Below are 18,593 nucleotides of genomic sequence, written 5' to 3'. Positions count from 1 at the left end.
CGCTATACCCGCGTACGATGCGGCAGGGCAGGGGGACTTGATGTCGGTGCAGGCGGCCGCGGCGGATCCCACGGAGGATCGACAGACGGTTCCGCAACGGACCGTCCCGGCCGGCGCGCGGCGCGCGCTGTTCGCCGGGCTGGTGATGCTGACCATGGCGGGCCTCGTGGCGCTCGCCGCCGCGGCGCTGGCGCCGGGGGGCCTGTCGGGCCTCGATCTGATCCTCCTCGTGCTGTTCGGCGTCACGCTGCCGTGGACCGTCATCGGCTTCTGGAACGCCGTGCTCGGCTTTCTGATCCTGCGTCTCGCCGACGATCCGGTCGCCGCCGTGCTGCCGGTGGCGGGGGGCGTCTCGGCGACAGCGCCGATCGCCGGTTCGACCGCCATCCTGGTGTGCGTGCGCAACGAGGCGCCGGAGCGGATCGTCCGCAATCTTCGGCCGCTGCTCGGCGAGCTCGCGGAGTCGCCGCACGCCGACCGGTTCCACGCCTATGTGCTGAGCGACACCAGCGACCCCGCGATCGCAGCGGCCGAGGAGGCGGGCTTCGCCGCGCTCGCCGCCGAACTCGCCGGGCGCATCGCGCTCACCTATCGTCGGCGCACCGACAATGCCGGCTTCAAGGCCGGCAACATCGCCGAGTTCTGCAACACCTGGGGGCATCGGCACGATTACGCCGTGACGCTCGACGCCGACAGCATCATGCCGGCCGAGGCGGTGCTGCGGATGGTGCGGATCGTCGAGGCGGACCCGAAGCTCGGCATCCTGCAGGGCCTCGTCATCGGGCGTCCGGCGACCAGCGCTTTCGCGCGGCTGTTCCAGTACAGCATGCGCCTGTCGATGCGCTCCTACACCTATGGCAGCGCCTGGTGGCAGGCCGACTGCGGCCCCTATTGGGGCCACAACGCCGTGCTGCGGCTGAAGCCGTTCATCGCCCATTGCGAGCTGTCGGCGCTGCCCGGCACGGGGCCGCTCGGCGGGCACGTGCTGAGCCACGACCAGATCGAGGCCGTGCTGATGCGCCGCGCCGGCTTCGAGGTGCGGGTGCTGCCGGAGGAGACCCTCGGCTTCGAGGAGAACCCGCCGACCCTGATGGAGTTCGTGCGGCGCGATCTGCGCTGGTGCCAGGGCAACATGCAGTACTGGCGCTTCCTCGGCCTGCCGCGCCTGAAGCCGATCAGTCGGTATCAGCTCGTCTTCGCCATCCTGATGTTCTTCGGCTCCCCGGCCTGGGTGGGGCTCACCGTGCTGATCCCGCTCGTCGCCGCGCTGGGGGTCGACGGCGGCCCGGCGATCGACCCGGCCATGGGCCTCGTCCTGTTCTGGATCCTGCTGCCGATGTGGTTCGCGCCGCAGATCGCCACCGTGCTCGCCATGGTGACGCGGCCCCGCGGCGCCGGAGCGTTCGGGGGCGCCGCCAAGTTGGTGCCGAATGCGCTGCTCGCCATGACGTTCATGCAGCTCCTGGTGCCGATCATGTGGCTGGCCCACACGCTGTTCCTGGTGCGGCTGGCGCTCGGGCGCGGCATCGGCTGGGGCGCGCAGGCGCGCGACGACCACGCCGTGCCGGTCGGTCTCGCGCTGCGGCTGCTGTGGCCGCAGACGATCCTGGGACTCGCCGTGCTGCTGCTGGTCGGTGTGACGGCGCCGGCCGCGCTGCCCTACGCCGCCGTGATGGCGCTCGGCCCGGCGATCGCCGTGCCGCTCGCGGTTCTGACCGCCTCGCCCGGAGTCGGGCGCTTCATGCAGAGCGCGGGGATGTGCAGGTTGCCGGAGGAGCGCGATCCACCCTCGATCCTGCGTGTCGCCCAGGCCCCGGCGGCGCTGCCGCCGCCGCATGACGCGGCGCAGTCCGCGGCGTTCTCCGGACCGGCGTCCGCCGCCGTCGCGGTTCCCCTGCCCGCCGAATCATCGTGATGCTCCAGCGTCTCCGCGCCCTGACCGGCATCCTCGGCTCGCTGCGGACCTATCACGGCCGCCGCACCCACCGGGCCGGGCTCGACCGGATGTATGCCGGCTTCGTGTCGGCGGGCGACCTGGTGTTCGACGTCGGCGCCCATGTCGGCGACCGCACGGCGGCGTTCCGCCGGCTCGGCGCCCGCGTCGTGGCCGTGGAGCCGCAGCCGCATCTCGTGAAGGTGCTGACCGTGCTGTACGGGCGCGACCGCGCCGTGGCGATCGAGCCCGCGGTGGTCGGCCGCTCCGAGGGCACGGCCGAGCTGCTGATCAACACCAGCAATCCGACCATCTCGACCGCGTCCACGGCGTTCGTTGCAGCGGCCGCCGGGGCGCCTGGCTGGGCGGAGGAGCGCTGGACCGAGCGGCTCGAGGTTCCGATGACGACGCTCGACGCGCTGATCGCCCGCTACGGCGTCCCTGCCTTCATCAAGATCGACGTCGAAGGCTTCGAGGCCGAGGCGCTGCTCGGACTGTCTCACATGGTCGCGGCGCTCTCCTTCGAGTTCACCACGATCCAGCGTGACGTGGCGCTCGCCGCGCTCGATCGCTGCGTGGCGCTCGGTTACGAGAAGTTCGAGGCGTCGCTCGGCGAATCGCATCGCTTCGCGCACGGCGCCTGGCGGAACGCCGAGGAGATGCGCGCCTTTATTCTCGAATTGCCGCACGCGGCGAACTCCGGCGACGTCTATGCGGTCCGCTGAGGGGCACGGCGCCGCCGGCCTCCGGCTCGCGGTGCCGGCCGTGGCGTTGGCGCCATCCCGCGCGGCGGGTTCGGTGCCGCGGGTGGTCGTCACCCTGATCGCGCTCGCCGGCTTCGGCTTGACGCTCCTCGTCTTCTGGCCCGGCGTGATGACCTACGACGCCCGCTATGTGCTGGTGGCGGCGCGGGCCGGCGTTTACGGCGACTGGCAGTCGCCCGTGATGGCGTGGGCGTGGCGGCAGATCGAGTTCCTCGTGCCCGGCCCGCCCGGCATGCTGCTCGTCACCGCGGCGCTCTACTGGAGCGGCTTCGCGATCGTCGCCGCCGTGCTGGCGCGGCGCACATCATGGCTCGGCGTCGCCGCGGTGCTGCTCGGCTTCGCGCCGCCCGGCTTCGTGTTCCTCGGCATCATCTGGCGCGACGTGCTGTTCGGCTGCGTCTGGCTCCTCGCCGCGGCGCTGGCCTTCGCGGCCGGGAGGGCAACCCCGGTTTCAGAGCCGTCATGCCCGCGCTCGTCGCGGGCATCCACGATGCGGCCGCAGGCCGCACAAGGCGTGGATGGCCGGGACGAGCCCGGCCATGACGGACCTCGTGCAATGGTCCTGGGCCTCCCCCTCCGCCTCGCCTCGCTCGCGCTGATCGTCCTCGGCGTGCTGCTGCGCCCGAACGCCATGCTGGCCGCGCCCGTGCTGGTCGCCTATGCGCTGTGGCCGAGCCGGTTCGACCCGAAGCGCCTCGCGCTGCTTTATATACCGACCGGGGTCGCCCTCTTCGTCGTGCTTCAGCTCGTCTATTACGGCGCGCTCGGCGCCAAGCGCGAGTTTCCGCAGCACTCGCTCGCGGTGTTCGACCTCGGCGGCATCACGCGGTTCTCCGGCGAGGTGTCCCTGCCCGGCGACTGGACGCCGGAGGAGCGGCGGCGCTTGCTGACCGACTGCTACGACCCTTATCTGTGGGACGCCTACTGGTACGGGCGCCCTTGCGCCTTCGTGATGGAGCGGCTGGAGAAGCGCGACGGCGTGTTCGGCACGCCGGCGCTCGCCGCCGCCTGGCGGGCCGCGATCCTGGCGCATCCGCTCGCTTGGCTGCGGCACCGCCTCGCTTTCACGACCCAGTTCCTGCTCGAGCCGAACTTCACGATCTGGGTGCTCGATATCGACGACAAGTCGCGCCTCGCGCTGCCCGACAATCGCGCCTTCGGCGCCATGCTGGTCGCGCACGACGTGTTGAAGCCGACGCTCCTGTTCCGCGCCGGCGTCTGGCTCGCCGCCTGCATCGTGATCGCGGGTTTCGCGTGGCGATACCGCGGAACGCCCTGCGGCGCCTTCGCCCTCGCGGTGCCGGGCTCCGCGGTCGTCTACGTCGCGAGCTTCGCGCTGCTCGGTGTCGCGGCGGACTTCCGCTACGCCTGGTGGGCCGTGCCGGCCGGACTGACCGGAGCGGCGGCGCTCGTCGCGGCACGATGCCGCCGACCTGCAGTCTCGTCCGCTGGTTGACGGACGGAACATGCGGCACGCTGCGGCCGTTTGCATTGCGCGCCGCGAGGGTCGATAACGGTCGACCGGACCCCGAACCCCCGACCGCGTCGCCGAGAACGGCCCAGACCACGGCCCCCGACCCGATGAGCACCACCTCGCCCACGCGCGCCCGCCCCGCCGCCGTCGCGGCCGCGCCCGAAGCCGAGGCCGCGCCGGACGCCGCCGCGAGCCGGCTCGCACTGATCGCGTTGCCCGGCCTGCCGCTGGTGCGGCCGGGTGACGATCTCGCCGACCTGCTCGGCCGCGGCCTCGCGGCGGTCGGCGGCGTCGCGCGAGGCGACGTGCTGGTGCTGGCCCAGAAGATCGTGTCGAAGGCCGAGGGCCGCTATGTCGACCTCGCGACCGTGACGGCGTCGGCCGAGGCCTGCCGGCTCGCCACCGAGACCGACAAGGACCCGCGGCTCGTCGAGGTGATCCTCTCCGAGTCGCGCCGTGTCGTGCGCCACTCCAAGCACGTGCTGATCGTCGAGCACCGCTGCGGCTTCGTGATGGCGAATGCCGGGATCGATCGCTCCAACGTCGATCCCGTCGAAGGCAGCGACCCGGTGCTGCTGCTGCCGCAGGACGCCGACGCCTCGGCCGCGCGCCTCTCGGCGGCGCTCTCGGCGCGCTTCGGTGTGCCGCTCGCGGTCGTGATCAGCGACAGCTTCGGCCGGCCGTGGCGGCAGGGCACGGTCGGCGTCGCGCTCGGCGCCGCCGGCCTGCCCGCATTGCGCGACCTGCGCGGCGCGCCCGATCTCTACGGCCGTCTGCTACGCGTCACCGAGACCGGCTTCGCCGACGAGATCGCCGCGGCCGCCTCGCTCCTGATGGGGCAGGGCGCCGAGGGGCAGCCCGCCGTGCTGGTCCGCGGCCTCGTCTACGAAGGCGCGTCGCGCCCCGCCGCGGATCTGATCCGCGGGCCGGGCGAGGATCTGTTCCGCTGATGGCCGCCCCCGAAAAGGTCGTCGCCCTCTCGGGGGGCATCGGCGGCGCCAAGCTGGCGCTCGGCCTGTCGCGCAAGCTGCCGCCCGGCGCCCTCGCGGTGATCGCCAATGTCGGCGACGACTTCGCGCATCTCGGCCTTCACGTCTCGCCCGACATCGACACGCTGGTCTACACGCTCGCCGGCCTCGCCGATCCGCAGCAGGGCTGGGGCCGGGCGGGGGAGACGTGGACTTTCATGAGCGCGCTGGCCGGGCTCGGTGGCCCGAGCTGGTTCCGGCTGGGCGATGGCGACCTCGCCATGCACGTGCTGCGCACCCACAAGCTGAGCAAAGGCGCGCCGCTGTCGCAGGTGACGGCCGAGGTCTGTGCGGCGCTGCGCATCGCCACAAGAATCCTGCCCGTCACCGACGATCCGCTCCGCACGCGCGTGCGCACCGACCAGGGCTGGCTCGACTTTCAGGACTGGTTCGTCGGCCATCGCGCGTCGCTCACGGTGCGCGAGATCGTGTTCGACGGCGCCGACGCGGCGCGGCCGCTGCCGGCCGTACTCGATGCGCTCGCCGATCCCGCGCTGCGGGCCGTCGTGATCTGTCCGTCGAACCCGCTGATCAGCATCGAGCCGATCCTCGCCGTGCCGAGGGTGCGCGAGGCCCTCGTCGCCTGCAAGGCTCCCGTCGTCGCCGTGTCGCCGCTGATCGGCGGCCGCGCCGTGAAGGGGCCGACCGCCGCGATGCTCACGGATCTGGGCGGTGCGGCGACCGCGGCCGCCGTCGCCGCACGCTATCGTGATCTGATCGACGGCTATGTGGTGGACGAAGTCGACCACGCCGCCGTGAAGCAGCTCGACGTCCCGGCGATCGCGACGAGAGCCCTGATGATGACGCTGGCGGACCGCGAGCGGCTCGCCGCCGACGTGCTGGCCTTCGCCGACCGGCTGCGGGTGTCCGCATGAGCGTCGGGGATCGCATCTGCGCAGACCGGATTTGCGCGGTCGTGCCGATCAAGGGTGTGGTCGGCGCCAAGCAACGCCTCGCCGCCGTGCTCGATGCCGATCAGCGCAGCGCCCTCGCCATGGCGATGGCCGAGGACGTGCTCGAGGTTCTGGCTGCGGTGCCGGAGCTGATGCGCGTGCTGGTGGTGACGGCGGATGCGACGGTCGCGGCGCTCGCGCAGAAATACGGGGCCGAGGTCACGGACGTGCAGGCGGGCGAAGGCCACACCGGCGCCGTGACGGGCGGGGCGTGCCGGCTCGTGCGCGAGGGCTTCTCCATGATCACGTTGCCGGGCGACCTGCCGCTGCTGGCGCCCGCCGACGTGAGCCGCGTGATCTCGGCGCATCGCACAGCCTTTGCCGTCGGCCGGCCCGGCTTCACCATCGCGCCGGCGCGGGACTTCCAGGGCTCGAACGCGATCCTGATGACGCCGGCCGACGCGGTGCCGCTGCGCTTCGGATCGAATAGCTTCTATCCGCATCTCGACGCGGCCCGCGCCCAAGGGATCGTGCCGACCGTGGTCGAGGTTCCCGGCATCGGCTTCGACATCGACGAGCCGCAGGACTTGGCCGATTTCCTGATCACGACGGCGCCGACGCGGGCCGGCCGGCTGGTCGCCGCGCTCGGTCCGGATCTTTCTGCGCGCCTTGCTGCCTATCTGGAGCGCGCGGCACCGGCCGGCATGGAGGCGGGACGATGAGCCAGGATCTGACCCCCGAGGTTCGCGACCCTGCGACGCTCGATCTGCTGGCGCTCGCCCGCGCGCCGCGGCCGCTCACTGCCGACGAGGCGCGCCGCCTCGTCGCCATCGAGCCCGGCCCGGCCCTGATGCGCGCCGCCGCGGCTCTGCGAGACGCCGCCTTCGGCGATCGGATCACCTATTCGCGAAAGGTGTTCATCCCGCTCACCCAGCTCTGCCGCGATTCCTGCCACTACTGCACGTTCGCGCATCCGCCGCGGCGCGGCGAGGCGGCGTATCTGACGCCCGAGGAGGTGCTGGGCATCGCCCGCGCCGGCGCCGCGGCCGGCTGTCAGGAGGCGCTGTTCACGCTCGGCGACAAGCCGGAGCTGCGCTACCGCGCCGCGCGCGAGGAGCTCGACCGGCTCGGGCACGCCACGACGCTCGATTATCTGTTCGCCATGGCGGATCTGGTGCGACGCGAGACCGGCCTGCTGCCGCATCTCAACGCCGGCGTGATGACGGCGGACGACGTCGCGCGGCTGCGTGCCGTCTCGGTGTCGCAGGGCCTCATGCTGGAGACCGTCTCGGACCGCCTGATGCAGCGCGGCCTCGCGCATTTCGGCTCGCCCGACAAGCAGCCCGCGGTGCGGCTCGCCACCATCGCGGCGGCGGGCGCGGCGAACGTGCCGTTCACATCGGGCATCCTGATCGGGATCGGCGAGACGCGGGCGGAGCGCATCGACAGCCTGCTCGCGCTGCGCGCCCTGCACGAGACGCACGGGCATCTGCAGGAGATCATCGTCCAGAACTTCCGCGCCAAGCCCGACACCCGGATGGCGGAGCATCCCGAGCCCGATGCGGCCGAGCATCTGTGGAGCGTCGCCGTGGCGCGCCTGATCATGCCGGCCGACGTGACCATCCAGGCGCCGCCCAATCTCGGCTCGGGCTATCTGAAGAGCCTGATCGCCGCCGGCATCGACGACTGGGGCGGCGTCTCGCCGGTCACGCCTGATCACGTCAATCCCGAGAAGCCGTGGCCGCATCTCGAGGCGCTCGCGCGCGACACCGCGGCGGCCGGCAAGGTTCTGGTCGCGCGGCTCGCCGTGCATCGCCGCTACATCGCCGACCGCACGCGCTGGATCGACAAGGGCCTGCACACAGCGGTGCTGCGCGCGAGCGACTCGGAAGGGCTCGCCCGCGTCGAGACCTGGACGCCCGGCGCCTGCGTGGCGCTGCCGGCCATGCCGTCGATCGGCCCGCGGCCCGGCTCGCTGTCGCCGATCCTCGCTCGCGCGACGCGCGGCGAGGAGCTGACCGAGACCGAGATCGTCGCGCTGTTCGCGGCGCGCGGCGGGGCGTTCGACGAGGTGTGCCGCGCCGCCGACGCGCTGCGCCGCGAGGTCAACGGCGACACGGTGAGCTACGTCGTCACCCGCAACGTCAACTATACCAACATCTGCTCGTATCGCTGCAGCTTCTGCGCCTTCTCGAAGGGCAAGACGGCCGAGCATCTGCGCGGCAAGCCTTACGAGCTGACCATCCCGGACGTCGTCGCGCGCTGCCGCGAGGCGTGGGAGCGCGGCGCCGTCGAGGTCTGCCTGCAGGGCGGCATCCATCCCGACTACACGGGCGATTTCTATGTCGCGCTGTGCCGCGCCATCAAGGCGGAGATGCCGGACCTTCACATCCACGCCTTCTCGCCGCTGGAGACCTTTCAAGGCGCGAGGACGCTCGGGCTGACGCCGGCGCAGTTTCTCCCGCGGCTGCGCGATGCTGGCCTCGGCACATTGCCCGGCACGGCGGCCGAGGTGCTCGATCCCGAGGTGCGGGCGATCATCTGCCCCGACAAGGTGACGGTCGCGCAGTGGCTCGAGGTGGTCGAGGCGGCGCACCGCACCGGCCTGCGCACCACCGCGACCATCATGTTCGGCCATGTCGATACGCCGCTGCACTGGGCCCGGCATCTTCTTCATCTGCGCCGGCTTCAGAGTCGCACCGGCGGCATCACCGAGCTCGTGCCGCTGCCCTTCGTCGCCCTGGAGGCGCCGATCAACCTGCGCGGGCAATCGCGGCTCGGGCCTACGTTTCGTGAGTCTGTTCTGATGCACGCCGTCGGGCGGCTGGTGCTGCACGGGCTGGTGGAGAACATCCAGACCTCGTGGGTGAAGATGGGCATGGAAGGCGCGCAGGTCTGCCTGAACGCCGGCGCCAACGACGTCGGCGGCACGCTGATGAACGAGAGCATCACGCGCGCCGCCGGCGCGGCGCACGGCCAGGAGATGACGCCGGCGGCCCTCGAGGCGTTGATCCGCGATGCCGGCCGGACGCCGCGGCAGCGCACCACGCTGTACGGCACGCCTAGCCCGGAGCGCATCGCCACCTCGCACGCCGCGGCGGCGCTGCCGCCGCTCGACACCGCGGTGGCGGCAGCGCGGTGACGTGCGCCAAAGGCCGGGTTGCGGGCCGCCGCGTGCGCAAGACCCCTGATTCCCGCGTGCGGTCAGCCGGCGTATAGCGGAACACCATCCGGCCGTCTGTCTCATCCTGCGCCGGAGGGGGATTCCAAAAATGGTATCAGGATCGGTATCGATCCTCTTGCTGGCGCTCGCGGTCGTGCTGATCGTGATCGCCACCGGCAAGTGGAAGGTCAACGCATTCGTCGTCCTGATCGTGATCGCCTTCGCCTACGGCCTGGCGATCGGCATGCCGGCGCTCGACGTCGTCAAGGCGGTGCGCGAGGGCTTCGGCGGGACGCTCACCTACATCGGCATCGTGATCGTGGCCGGCACGATCATGGGCTACATCCTGGAGAAGACCGGCGCGGCCCTGGTGATGACGCAGGCGATCCTGCGGCTCGTCGGGCGGTCGCGGGCGCCGCTCGCCATGAACATCGCGGGCTACGTTGTCTCGATCCCGGTGTTCTGCGATTCGGGCTACGTGATTCTCACGCCCCTCAACAAGGCGCTCGCCGCCGAGACCAAGACCTCGATGGGCGTGATGGCCGTGGCGCTCGCCACCGGCCTCTATGCCACGCACACGATGGTGCCGCCGACGCCCGGCCCGCTCGCCGCCGCCGCGACCCTGAAGGCCGATCTCGGCCTCGTCATCCTCTACGGCATGATCGTCGCGATCCCGTCGTCGCTCGCCGGCCTCGCCTGGGCGAGCCTGATGGGCCGCAAGTACGACATCTCGCCCGGCGTCGAGGAGAGCTACAGCGATCTCATGGCGAAGTACGGCACGCTGCCGTCGACCTTCATGAGCTTCCTGCCGCTGATCCTGCCGATCGTGCTGATCCTCCTGAAGTCGCTCGCCGACTTCCCGACCCGGCCGTTCGGCGACGGGGCCGTGCGGGTGTTCTTCAACTTCATCGGCGACCCGGTGACGGCGCTGATGCTCGGCGTGGTGGCCAGCCTGTTCCTGGTGCCGCGCAAGGAGCTCTCCGTCGCGGTCGACTCGTGGATGGGACAGGGCATCAAGGACGCCGCCATCATCCTCGCCATCACGGGCGCCGGCGGCTCGTTCGGCCGCGTGCTCGCCGCCTCGCCGATGAAGACCTTCATCGGCGAGAACATGGCGCATCTGCCGCTCGGCCTGTTCCTGCCCTTCGCCATCTCGGCGGCGCTGAAGACCGCGCAGGGCTCGTCGACCGTGGCGATCATCACCACGGCGGCCATCATGGCGCCGCTGATGGGCACGCTGGGGCTCGATCCGGCCATCACGGCCGTGGTCATCGGCGCCGGCTCGATGGTGGTGTCGCACGCCAACGACTCCTACTTCTGGGTCGTGTCGCAGTTCTCCAACATGCCCGTGAACGTTGCCTACAAGCTCTACACCACGGCGACCCTGGTGGTCGGCCTGGTGGCGTTCCTGTTCGCCTGGCTGCTGTCGCTGGTCGTCTGACCGGCGGCTGCCGAAACTGCGGCGGCCGGCGTCCCTCTCCCCTCGCGGGAGAGGGGTGCTCGCCGCGCGCGGCGAGACGGGTGAGGGGGGCTTCCGCACACACGGAGTTTGTGGCACGCCCCCTCACCCGCCCTCGCGTTCCGCGAGGGCACCCTCTCCCGCGAGGGGAGAGGGGCGAACCGAGCCCGACCGACACCTGCGTGACAGGTGCTGGGATCGGCGGAGAGGCCCATGCTCAAATCGCTGCTGCTGCGCGCCTGCGAGCGGCTCGCCCTCAACGGCCTCGCGGTCGGCGACTACGCCAAGGCGGAACGCTGGCTCCGCCGCATCCAGGCGATCGAGGGCGACAGCCGGCGGGTGCTGCACAATCTGGCGCTGGCGCGTCTCGCGCAGGGCGACTTCGTCGGTGCCGAGGCCTTGCTCTCGCGTCTCGCCGACCGGCACGGCGAGACCCCGGAGGTGCTGCGGGCGCGCGCCGAGGCGGCCTATCTGTCCGGCGACCGCGACAACGCCCGCGCCCGGCTCGCCGCCGCCCTCGCCGATCCCGACTGCCGGGAGCGTTCGCTCCTCGCCCGCCGCGCGACGCTGTGCGAGGACGCCGACGCCTATGCCCGCGCGATCGCCGGCAAGCGCGACTTCGCGGAAGGCAATGCCAAGCTCGCCGCCGGCGACAAGGACGCGGCGCTGGCCGCCTTCCGGCGCGCCGCCGCGGCCGATCCGACCGACTTCGTCGCCCGCAACAATCTCGGCACGCTGCTGATGAACCACGTCGGCGACCGCGCCGCGGCGGCGGCCGTGTTCGAGGAGGCGCTGGCGCTCGCCGATCAGCCGATCCTGCGCCGAAACCTCGCCGCGGCCCGCGACACGGGCTGAGTGCGGGTCCGCCGGTCCACGGCGTCGCGCCGCTCGCGCGCGGCGACAAACCTCGTTAAGATTCGCGCGCTAGCGTCGCCGTTCTCCGAACGAGGGCCGGTCATGATCGGGATCGCAGGTCGCGCCGTGCCGGCGCTCGTCAGGGCGTCCGCAGTCGCCTCGGTCGCCGTCGCATGCGTCGTCGCGACCGGACTCGCGCCACCGGCGGCGGCCCAGGACGTGCGCGGCCTCGAGGCGTGCGGCCGCGAATCGCAGATGGACCGCCGCACCGGCTGCCTGCAGGCCAATGTCGAGTATCTCCACGCGGTCATCGCCCGCAACAACACGCTCGCCAACCAGCGCCTGGCCGCGGCGGCGGCCGAGATCGCCGTCCTGAAGGCGACGGTCGCCGCCCTGCAGGCGACCGTGGAAAAGCTCGCCGCCGCCAAATCTCTCGGCACCAAGTCTCCCGACGCCAAGCCGGGCGATCCCGAGCCCGGCGGTCCCAAGCGGCCCGAGAGCAAGCCGCCCGAGACGACGCCCGCTCCGCCGCCCACCGGCGCGCCCGCGGGGCCGCGGTGAGCGATCCGCTCGCGCCGACGGCGGAAGGGCGCCGCCTCGCCGAGGCGAATGCCGGCGCGGCGCCGTGGCGGCGCTTCGGCCCCTATGTGAGCGATCGCCAGTGGGGCACGGTCCGCGAGGACTACTCGGCCTCGGGCGACGCCTGGTCGTACCTGAGCCACGACGCGGCGCGCAGCCGCGCCTATCGCTGGGGCGAGGACGCGATCGGCGGCTGGTGCGACGTCGGCCAGCATCTCTGTCTCGGTCTGGCGCTGTGGAACGGCGCCGACCCGATCCTGAAGGAGCGCTTCTTCGGCCTCACCAACGGCGAGGGCAATCACGGCGAGGACGTCAAGGAGATCTGGCACCATCTCGACGCCACGCCGACCCACTCTTACGCGCGGATGCTGTACAAGTACCCGCAGGCGGCGTTCCCCTACGGCTGGCTCGTCGCCGAGAACCGCCGCCGCGGCCGTGGCGACCGCGAGTTCGAGCTGCTCGACACCGGGGTGTTCGACCAGGATCGTTATTTCGACGTGACGATCGAGTACGCCAAGGCGGACCCGAACGACACGCTGTGGCGGATCACCGTCACCAATCGCGGCGACCGGACCACGCGGCTGACCGTGCTGCCACAGATCTGGTTTCGCAACACCTGGTCGTGGACAAGAGGCACCGAGAAGCCCGTGCTGAGCGCGGACGGCGGCGCCGCGATCCGGGCCGCGCACCCGCTGCTCGGCCCCTTCACGCTGCACCTGGATGTGCCGGACGATCTCCTGTTCTGCGAGAACGAGACCAACGTGCATCGCCTGTTCGGCACGCCGCCCGTGCCGGGCTTCTTCAAGGACGGCATCGGCGACTATGTGGTGAACGGCTTTCGCGGCGCCGTGAACCCGGCCCGCACCGGCACCAAGGCGGCCGCCCTGCACGTCGTCGACGTGCCGCCCGGCGGCAGCGTCGTGCTGCGCGCGCGCTTGTGTCCGGGCGAGCGGCGCGCCGATGCGTTCTCGGATTTCGACGCGGTGCTCACGACGCGCATCGCCGAGACGGAGGAGTTCTTCGCCGCCCTGCAGGCCCCGATCGGCGACCCCGACATGCGGGCCGTGCAGCGCCAGGCGCTCGCCGGGCTCCTGTGGTCGAAGCAGTTCTACGCCCTCGACGTGACCGAGTGGCTGCGCGGCGATCCGGCCCAGCCGGCGCCGCCGCCCGAGCGCCGCCGCGGACGCAACAGCGACTGGCACCATCTCGTCACGGCGAGCGTCATCGCCATGCCGGACAAGTGGGAATATCCGTGGTTCGCGGCGTGGGACTGGGCGTTCCATCTCGCGACGATGGCGCTGGTCGACACGCGCTTCGCCAAGGATCAGCTGCTGCTGCTGTGCCAGCCCTGGATGATGCATCCCAACGGCCAGCTGCCCGCCTACGAGTGGAACTTCTCCGACGTGAACCCGCCCGTGCACGCCTGGGCGGCGCTGCGCATCTACGCGGTCGAGAAGGCGCGCCGCGGCATCGGCGATCGCGTCTTCCTCGAGGCCGTGTTCATCAAGCTCTTGCTGAATTTCACCTGGTGGGTGAACCGCAAGGACCAGGGCGGCCGCAACGTCTTTCAGGGTGGCTTCCTCGGGCTCGACAATATCGGCGTGTTCGACCGCTCGCGGCCGCTGCCGGTCGGCGGCACGCTGACCCAGTCGGACGGCACGTCGTGGATGGCGATGTTCTGCCTCAACATGCTCAAGATCGCGCTCGAGCTCGCCCGCGACGATGCCGCCTATCAGGACATCGCCTCCAAGTTCTTCGAGCACTTCCTGCTGATCGGCGGGGCGATGACCAACCTGGCCGACGAGGGGATCGGCTTGTGGGACGACCGCGACGGCTTCTATTACGACTGGCTGCTGCTCGAGTCGGGCGAGAAGGTGCCGCTGCGGCTTCGCTCGATGGTCGGGCTGATCCCGCTGTTCGCCGTCGAGATCCTGGACGAGGATCTGCTCGCGCAGTCGCCCGTCTTCGTGCGCCGGATGGAATGGTACCTGACGCATCGGCCCGAGCTCGCCGCGCTCGTCTCGCGGCCGCAGACGCCCGGCGCCGACGGGCGGCGCCTGCTCGCGGTCGCGCGCGCCTTCCGCATGAAGGCGGTGCTGGCCCGCATGCTGGACGAGACCGAGTTCCTCTCCGATCACGGCATCCGGGCGGTGTCGCGCGTCCACCGCGACCATCCTTACGTGTTCGTGCGCGACGGCTACCGGGCGGAGGTGCGCTACACGCCGGGCGAATCCGATACCGGCCTGTTCGGCGGCAACTCCAACTGGCGCGGTCCGGTGTGGATGCCGGTGAACTATCTGATCGTCGAGAGTCTCGACAAGTTCGCGCTGTTCTACGGCGAGGACTTCGAGATCGAGTGCCCGACCGGCTCGGGCGTCATGATGAGCCTCGCCGAGGTCGCCGACGAGCTGCGCCGGCGGCTGACGCGGCTGTTCCTGCGCGACCCGGCCGGCCGGCGCGCCGTGTTCGGCGACCACGCCAAGCTGCAGGACGATCCGCACTTTCGTGATCATCTCGTGTTCCACGAGTATTTCGACGGCGACAGCGGCCGCGGCGTCGGCGCCTCGCACCAGACGGGCTGGACCGCGCTGGTCGCCAACCTGATCGACGAGCTCGCCCGGGAGGGCCGCTGACGCGCCGTCACTCCGGGCGCACCGGCGGTGCGAGCCCGGAACCCGGCGATCCGGTCGGAGCTCGTGGCTGGAGTCCGGGGCCGGCGCGTTGCTCGGTCCCGGAACGCCGCGTCCCCGAGATCGCCTGTTCCGAACGTCGTTACCGTCGACCGACACCGCATCACGACACTTTGTCACGCACCTGGAGCACCGCATGACGACCTCGACCCCCGCCTCCTCGCCGAGCACGTTCGATACCGACCTGCCGGCCTACGACCGCATGCCGCAGCTCTTGACCGGCCAGGTCGCGCTGGTCACCGGCGCCAATTCCGGCATCGGCCAGGCCGTGGCGATCGCCATGGCGCAGGCCGGCGCCGACGTGGTCGTGAACTACGTCGTCGGCACCGCCGATCCGGTCGTCGCGGCGATCGAGAAGACGGGGCGTCGGGCGCTCGCCGTGAAGGCCGACGTGTCGCAGGAGGATCAGGTCGTCGCCATGGTGGCCGAGGCCGTGAAGACCTTCGGCACGCTCGACATCATGGTGGCGAATGCCGGCCTGCAGCGCGACGCGGCCCTGATCGACATGACGATGGCCGAATGGAACAAGGTGATCGGCGTCAATCTCACCGGCCAGTTCCTCTGCGCCCGCGAGGCGGCCAAGGAGTTCCTGCGCCGCGGCGTGCGCCGCGAGATCTCGGTCGCGGCCGGCAAGATCGTCTGCATGAGCTCGGTGCACGAGGTGATCCCGTGGGCCGGCCACGTCAACTACGCCTCCTCCAAGGGCGGCATCCAGATGATGATGAAGAGCCTCGCCCAGGAGCTGGCGCCGCATCGCATCAGGGTCAACGCCATCGGTCCCGGCGCCATCCGCACGCCGATCAACACCGCGGCCTGGAGCACGCCCGAGGCCTATGCGCAGCTGATGACGCTGGTGCCCTACCGGCGCATCGGCGAGCCGCAGGACATCGCCAACGCAGCCGTGTTCCTGGCCTCCGACATGGCCGACTACATCAACGGCATCACGCTCTTCGTGGACGGCGGCATGACCTGCTATCCGGGCTTCGCCACGGGCGGGTGACGTCGCTCCGCTGCACCGCGAGATGGCGGCGACCGGAGCGGCATACCGTTTTGTCCCGTAAGGGTTTGGTCGGACGCGAGCGCACATGCGTGCGAGCGCAACGCGTGGTATCACGTGTCGCCAGCCTGCAGACCCGGCGGCCGGTTCCGGCCCGCTCGACCTTTCCGGAAAGATGGGCAAGGAGGACGTTGCAGATGCGTTTGACGACGATTGCCGCTGTCCTGGCGTTCGCTGTGAGCCCGGCGATGGCGCAGAACTATCCCGACCGGCCGATCACCATGGTGGTCCCCTTCGCGGCCGGCGGCCCGACCGACACGATCGCGCGGATCACGGCCGCGAGCATGCAGAAGTCGCTCGGCCAGCAGATCATCATCGAGAACGCGGTCGGTGCCGGCGGCACCATCGGCTCGGCCCGCGTGGCGCGCGCCGCGCCGGACGGCTACACGCTGCTGATCCATCACGTCGGCCTGTCGACCGCGGCGACGCTCTACCGCAAGTTGCCGTACGACACCAAGACCGCGTTCGTGCCGCTCGGCCTCGTCACCGAGTCGCCGCAGACCATCATCGCGCGCCCGGACTTCGCGCCGAACACGCTCAAGGAGCTGATCGAGTACATCAAGGCCAACAAGGAGAAGGTCTCCTACGCCCATGCCGGCCTCGGTGCCGCCTCGCAACTCTGCGGCATGCTGATCCAGACGGCGCTGCAGACCCAGGTGACCACCGTGCCCTACAAGGGCAACGGCCCGATCATGAACGATCTGCTCGGCAAGCAGGTGGACATGACCTGCGACCAGGCGACCAACACGACCGGCCCGATCACCTCGAAGCAGGTGAAGGCCTATGCCGTGACGACGAAGACCCGGATGAGCACCTTCCCGGACCTGCCGACCGCCGACGAGGCCGGCCTGTCGGGCTTCGAGATCAGCGTCTGGCACGGCGTCTACGCGCCCAAGGGCACGCCGCCCGAGGTCGTCAAGAAGCTCTCGGACGCGATCGTCGCCGCCATGAAGGATCCCGAGCTCGCCAAGCGCTTCCGTGACATCACGACCGAGCCGGTCGCCCCCGAGCGGGCCACCCCGCAGGTCCACGAGAAGATGCTGATCAGCGAGATCGACCGCTGGGCGCCGATCATCAAGGCGGCCGGCCAGTACGCCGACTGAGCCGCGCCTTTCGAACGTGATTCGCGACGACGGCCGGGGCATGCCCCGGCCGTTTCTCTTGCGGCGCGCATGGTTTGTTCCGCGGCGCGCAATAAAGCCCACCCGGTCGGAGGAAAAGGGGGCTCGGCGCGGCAATTTGATGCGCCGACCAGGGGATCACCGGATCGACGCGAGCCGCCGCTGCACCTAGAAGCAGGGCCGGCGGTCCGGTATCGTGTCGGTATCTTGGAACCGCGGCCGATCAGGCGGCCGCGACGGGACCGCGGGACGCGATCGATGCAGATCACCGGCATGCTCTACGGCGCGAAGCTCCTGCAGTTCGCGGGCTTCCCCACCTCCGAGGTGCTCGGGCCGGGGGCCAGCGAGGCCGAGATCAAGAGCCTCATCGACCGCCACGGCGGCATCGTCATCAAGCCGGTGTTCAAGGGCGGCGTCGGCAAGAAGGGCAAGGCCGGCCTGATCGGCATCGCGCGCGACCTGAAGACCGCGCTGAAGGAGAAGGAGCGGCTCTACTTCGCCGAGCTCGAATCGGGCGGCTTCCGCTTCAAGGCGAACGGCGTCACCTTCGAAGGGTTGGTGCCGGCCGAGCACGAGGTCTACTTCTCGATCACCGACGCGACCCGCTTCCGCGCCCCGACCATGACGCTCACGCACGAGGGCGGCGTCGACATCGAGGAGCTCGACAAGAGCCGGGTGGCGCAGATTCCGTTCGACTCGCTCACCGGCCTGAAGGCCTTCGTGGTGGCGAACGCGCTCTCCTCGCTGCACGCGCCGAGCGCCATCATCTCGCCGCTGGTGCAGACCCTGCCGCGGATGTGGGAGCTCTATCACGGCTACGGCATGACGACGCTGGAGCTCAACCCGATCCGCATGCGCCCGGATCGCGAGGGCCGGCTCACGCCGGTCGCCTGCGACTTCAAGTGCGGCTTCGATCGCGACGACAGCCGCTGGCTGCGCCTCGGCCTGCCGGCCGAATTGTTCGCCGTCGACTACTCGGACTTCGAGCAGGAGATCAACCAGCTCCGCACCTATCAGGGGCAGAGCGACGTCTACGTGATCAATCCGCACGGCACGATCCTGGCGCCGACCTTCGGGGGTGGCGCCAACTCGCTGGTGTCGGAGATCCTCGGCGACCTCGCGATCATCTCGTCCGACTTCGGCGGCAACCCGCCCTATGCCAAGATGCGCGAGGTCGCGGCGATCTGCTTCAAGCACTGGCTGAAGCAATCGAACGTGCTGTTCATCGTCGGCGGCAAGGCCAACAACACCGACATCTTCGAGACGCTGCGGGCGATCTCCGACGCGCTGCGCGAGCATTTCTCCAAGAACGGGCCGACGCCGCTCTACGTCGTCGCGGCGCGCGGCGGGCCGAACCTGATCCGCGGCTTCGGGGCGCTGCGCGACACCGTGGAGGCGCTCGGCCTGCCGTACCGGATCTTCGGCTTCGATTCCGATATCAGCGAGGTGATCGGCTACGCCAAGCGGGCCGACGCCTGGATGCGCGAGGGCGGCCGCGCCCTCGTCGCCGAGGGCCTGAAGATCGCCTCGCCGACGGCGGCGTAGAAGCGATGAACCGATCCCACGTTCCGCTCATC

Annotated in this window: 14 protein-coding genes; all 14 read left to right on the top strand. The window is 70.8% G+C overall.

The genetic code is table 11. From position 1 onward, the window contains the following. Window positions 1–40: 40 nt before the first annotated feature. The 14 genes from mdoH (at window position 41) to ABTU92_RS02455 (ending at window position 18,561) form a co-directional block, all read left to right on the top strand. The gene (gene mdoH / locus ABTU92_RS02520) at window positions 41–1,915 is read left to right on the top strand and encodes a glucans biosynthesis glucosyltransferase MdoH (RefSeq protein WP_408087346.1); all 1,875 of its coding nucleotides are present in this window, start codon (window positions 41–43) and stop codon (window positions 1,913–1,915) included. Further along, complete coding sequence (locus ABTU92_RS02515) at window positions 1,915–2,658, top strand: FkbM family methyltransferase (protein ID WP_408087344.1); 744 nt, start codon at window positions 1,915–1,917, stop codon at window positions 2,656–2,658. The genes mdoH and ABTU92_RS02515 overlap by 1 nt, the downstream gene beginning before the upstream one ends. Beyond that, on the top strand, window positions 2,645–4,153 hold the full coding sequence (locus ABTU92_RS02510; RefSeq protein ID WP_408087342.1) for a hypothetical protein: 1,509 nt from the start codon (window positions 2,645–2,647) through the stop codon (window positions 4,151–4,153). Before ABTU92_RS02515 ends, ABTU92_RS02510 begins: the two co-directional genes overlap by 14 nt. Window positions 4,154–4,278: 125 nt before the next feature. Further along, the gene (gene cofE, locus ABTU92_RS02505) at window positions 4,279–5,121 is read left to right on the top strand and encodes a coenzyme F420-0:L-glutamate ligase (RefSeq protein WP_408087340.1); all 843 of its coding nucleotides are present in this window, start codon (window positions 4,279–4,281) and stop codon (window positions 5,119–5,121) included. After that, window positions 5,121–6,074, top strand: a complete 954-nt coding sequence (gene cofD, locus ABTU92_RS02500) for a 2-phospho-L-lactate transferase (protein ID WP_408087338.1) — start codon at window positions 5,121–5,123, stop codon at window positions 6,072–6,074. The genes cofE and cofD overlap by 1 nt, the downstream gene beginning before the upstream one ends. Before the next feature lie 41 nt (window positions 6,075–6,115). Beyond that, window positions 6,116–6,814 carry a 2-phospho-L-lactate guanylyltransferase gene (gene cofC / locus ABTU92_RS02495; RefSeq protein ID WP_408087336.1) on the top strand — a complete coding sequence of 233 codons (699 nt, stop codon included), beginning with the start codon at window positions 6,116–6,118 and terminating at the stop codon, window positions 6,812–6,814. Further along, on the top strand, window positions 6,811–9,234 hold the full coding sequence (cofH, locus tag ABTU92_RS02490) for a 5-amino-6-(D-ribitylamino)uracil--L-tyrosine 4-hydroxyphenyl transferase CofH (RefSeq protein ID WP_408087335.1): 2,424 nt from the start codon (window positions 6,811–6,813) through the stop codon (window positions 9,232–9,234). The genes cofC and cofH overlap by 4 nt, the downstream gene beginning before the upstream one ends. Window positions 9,235–9,364: 130 nt before the next feature. After that, window positions 9,365–10,696 (top strand): GntP family permease, encoded by a 1,332-nt coding sequence (locus ABTU92_RS02485; protein WP_408087333.1) that lies wholly within the window; start codon window positions 9,365–9,367, stop codon window positions 10,694–10,696. 231 nt (window positions 10,697–10,927) lie between these two features. Further along, window positions 10,928–11,569 (top strand): tetratricopeptide repeat protein, encoded by a 642-nt coding sequence (locus tag ABTU92_RS02480; RefSeq protein ID WP_408087331.1) that lies wholly within the window; start codon window positions 10,928–10,930, stop codon window positions 11,567–11,569. A gap of 102 nt (window positions 11,570–11,671) precedes the next feature. Next, on the top strand, window positions 11,672–12,130 hold the full coding sequence (locus ABTU92_RS02475; RefSeq protein ID WP_408087329.1) for a hypothetical protein: 459 nt from the start codon (window positions 11,672–11,674) through the stop codon (window positions 12,128–12,130). Continuing rightward, the gene (locus ABTU92_RS02470; protein WP_408087327.1) at window positions 12,127–14,781 is read left to right on the top strand and encodes an MGH1-like glycoside hydrolase domain-containing protein; all 2,655 of its coding nucleotides are present in this window, start codon (window positions 12,127–12,129) and stop codon (window positions 14,779–14,781) included. Before ABTU92_RS02475 ends, ABTU92_RS02470 begins: the two co-directional genes overlap by 4 nt. Before the next feature lie 193 nt (window positions 14,782–14,974). Next, window positions 14,975–15,838 carry an SDR family oxidoreductase gene (locus ABTU92_RS02465; protein ID WP_408087325.1) on the top strand — a complete coding sequence of 288 codons (864 nt, stop codon included), beginning with the start codon at window positions 14,975–14,977 and terminating at the stop codon, window positions 15,836–15,838. Window positions 15,839–16,032: 194 nt separating this feature from the next. Continuing rightward, window positions 16,033–16,998 (top strand): tripartite tricarboxylate transporter substrate-binding protein, encoded by a 966-nt coding sequence (locus ABTU92_RS02460; protein WP_408087323.1) that lies wholly within the window; start codon window positions 16,033–16,035, stop codon window positions 16,996–16,998. Window positions 16,999–17,274: 276 nt separating this feature from the next. Beyond that, entirely contained in the window at window positions 17,275–18,561 is a 1,287-nt protein-coding gene (locus ABTU92_RS02455; protein ID WP_408087321.1) for an ATP citrate lyase citrate-binding domain-containing protein, read from the top strand. Window positions 18,562–18,593 lie beyond the last annotated feature (32 nt).

This window comes from Rhodoplanes sp. SY1 (assembly GCF_046000175.1).
Classification (GTDB): domain Bacteria; phylum Pseudomonadota; class Alphaproteobacteria; order Rhizobiales; family Xanthobacteraceae; genus Rhodoplanes.
The sequence above is the reverse complement of the archived record's forward strand: the minus strand, read 5'-3'. Positions and strand labels throughout refer to the sequence as shown.

Coding starts and splice junctions, on each gene's coding strand:
- mdoH (WP_408087346.1), top strand. CDS start 41: ATGTCGGTGCAGGCGGCCGCGGCGGATCCCACGGAGGATCGACAGACG.
- ABTU92_RS02515 (WP_408087344.1), top strand. CDS start 1,915: ATGCTCCAGCGTCTCCGCGCCCTGACCGGCATCCTCGGCTCGCTGCGG.
- ABTU92_RS02510 (WP_408087342.1), top strand. CDS start 2,645: ATGCGGTCCGCTGAGGGGCACGGCGCCGCCGGCCTCCGGCTCGCGGTG.
- cofE (WP_408087340.1), top strand. CDS start 4,279: ATGAGCACCACCTCGCCCACGCGCGCCCGCCCCGCCGCCGTCGCGGCC.
- cofD (WP_408087338.1), top strand. CDS start 5,121: ATGGCCGCCCCCGAAAAGGTCGTCGCCCTCTCGGGGGGCATCGGCGGC.
- cofH (WP_408087335.1), top strand. CDS start 6,811: ATGAGCCAGGATCTGACCCCCGAGGTTCGCGACCCTGCGACGCTCGAT.
- ABTU92_RS02485 (WP_408087333.1), top strand. CDS start 9,365: ATGGTATCAGGATCGGTATCGATCCTCTTGCTGGCGCTCGCGGTCGTG.
- ABTU92_RS02480 (WP_408087331.1), top strand. CDS start 10,928: ATGCTCAAATCGCTGCTGCTGCGCGCCTGCGAGCGGCTCGCCCTCAAC.
- ABTU92_RS02475 (WP_408087329.1), top strand. CDS start 11,672: ATGATCGGGATCGCAGGTCGCGCCGTGCCGGCGCTCGTCAGGGCGTCC.
- ABTU92_RS02465 (WP_408087325.1), top strand. CDS start 14,975: ATGACGACCTCGACCCCCGCCTCCTCGCCGAGCACGTTCGATACCGAC.
- ABTU92_RS02460 (WP_408087323.1), top strand. CDS start 16,033: ATGCGTTTGACGACGATTGCCGCTGTCCTGGCGTTCGCTGTGAGCCCG.
- ABTU92_RS02455 (WP_408087321.1), top strand. CDS start 17,275: ATGCAGATCACCGGCATGCTCTACGGCGCGAAGCTCCTGCAGTTCGCG.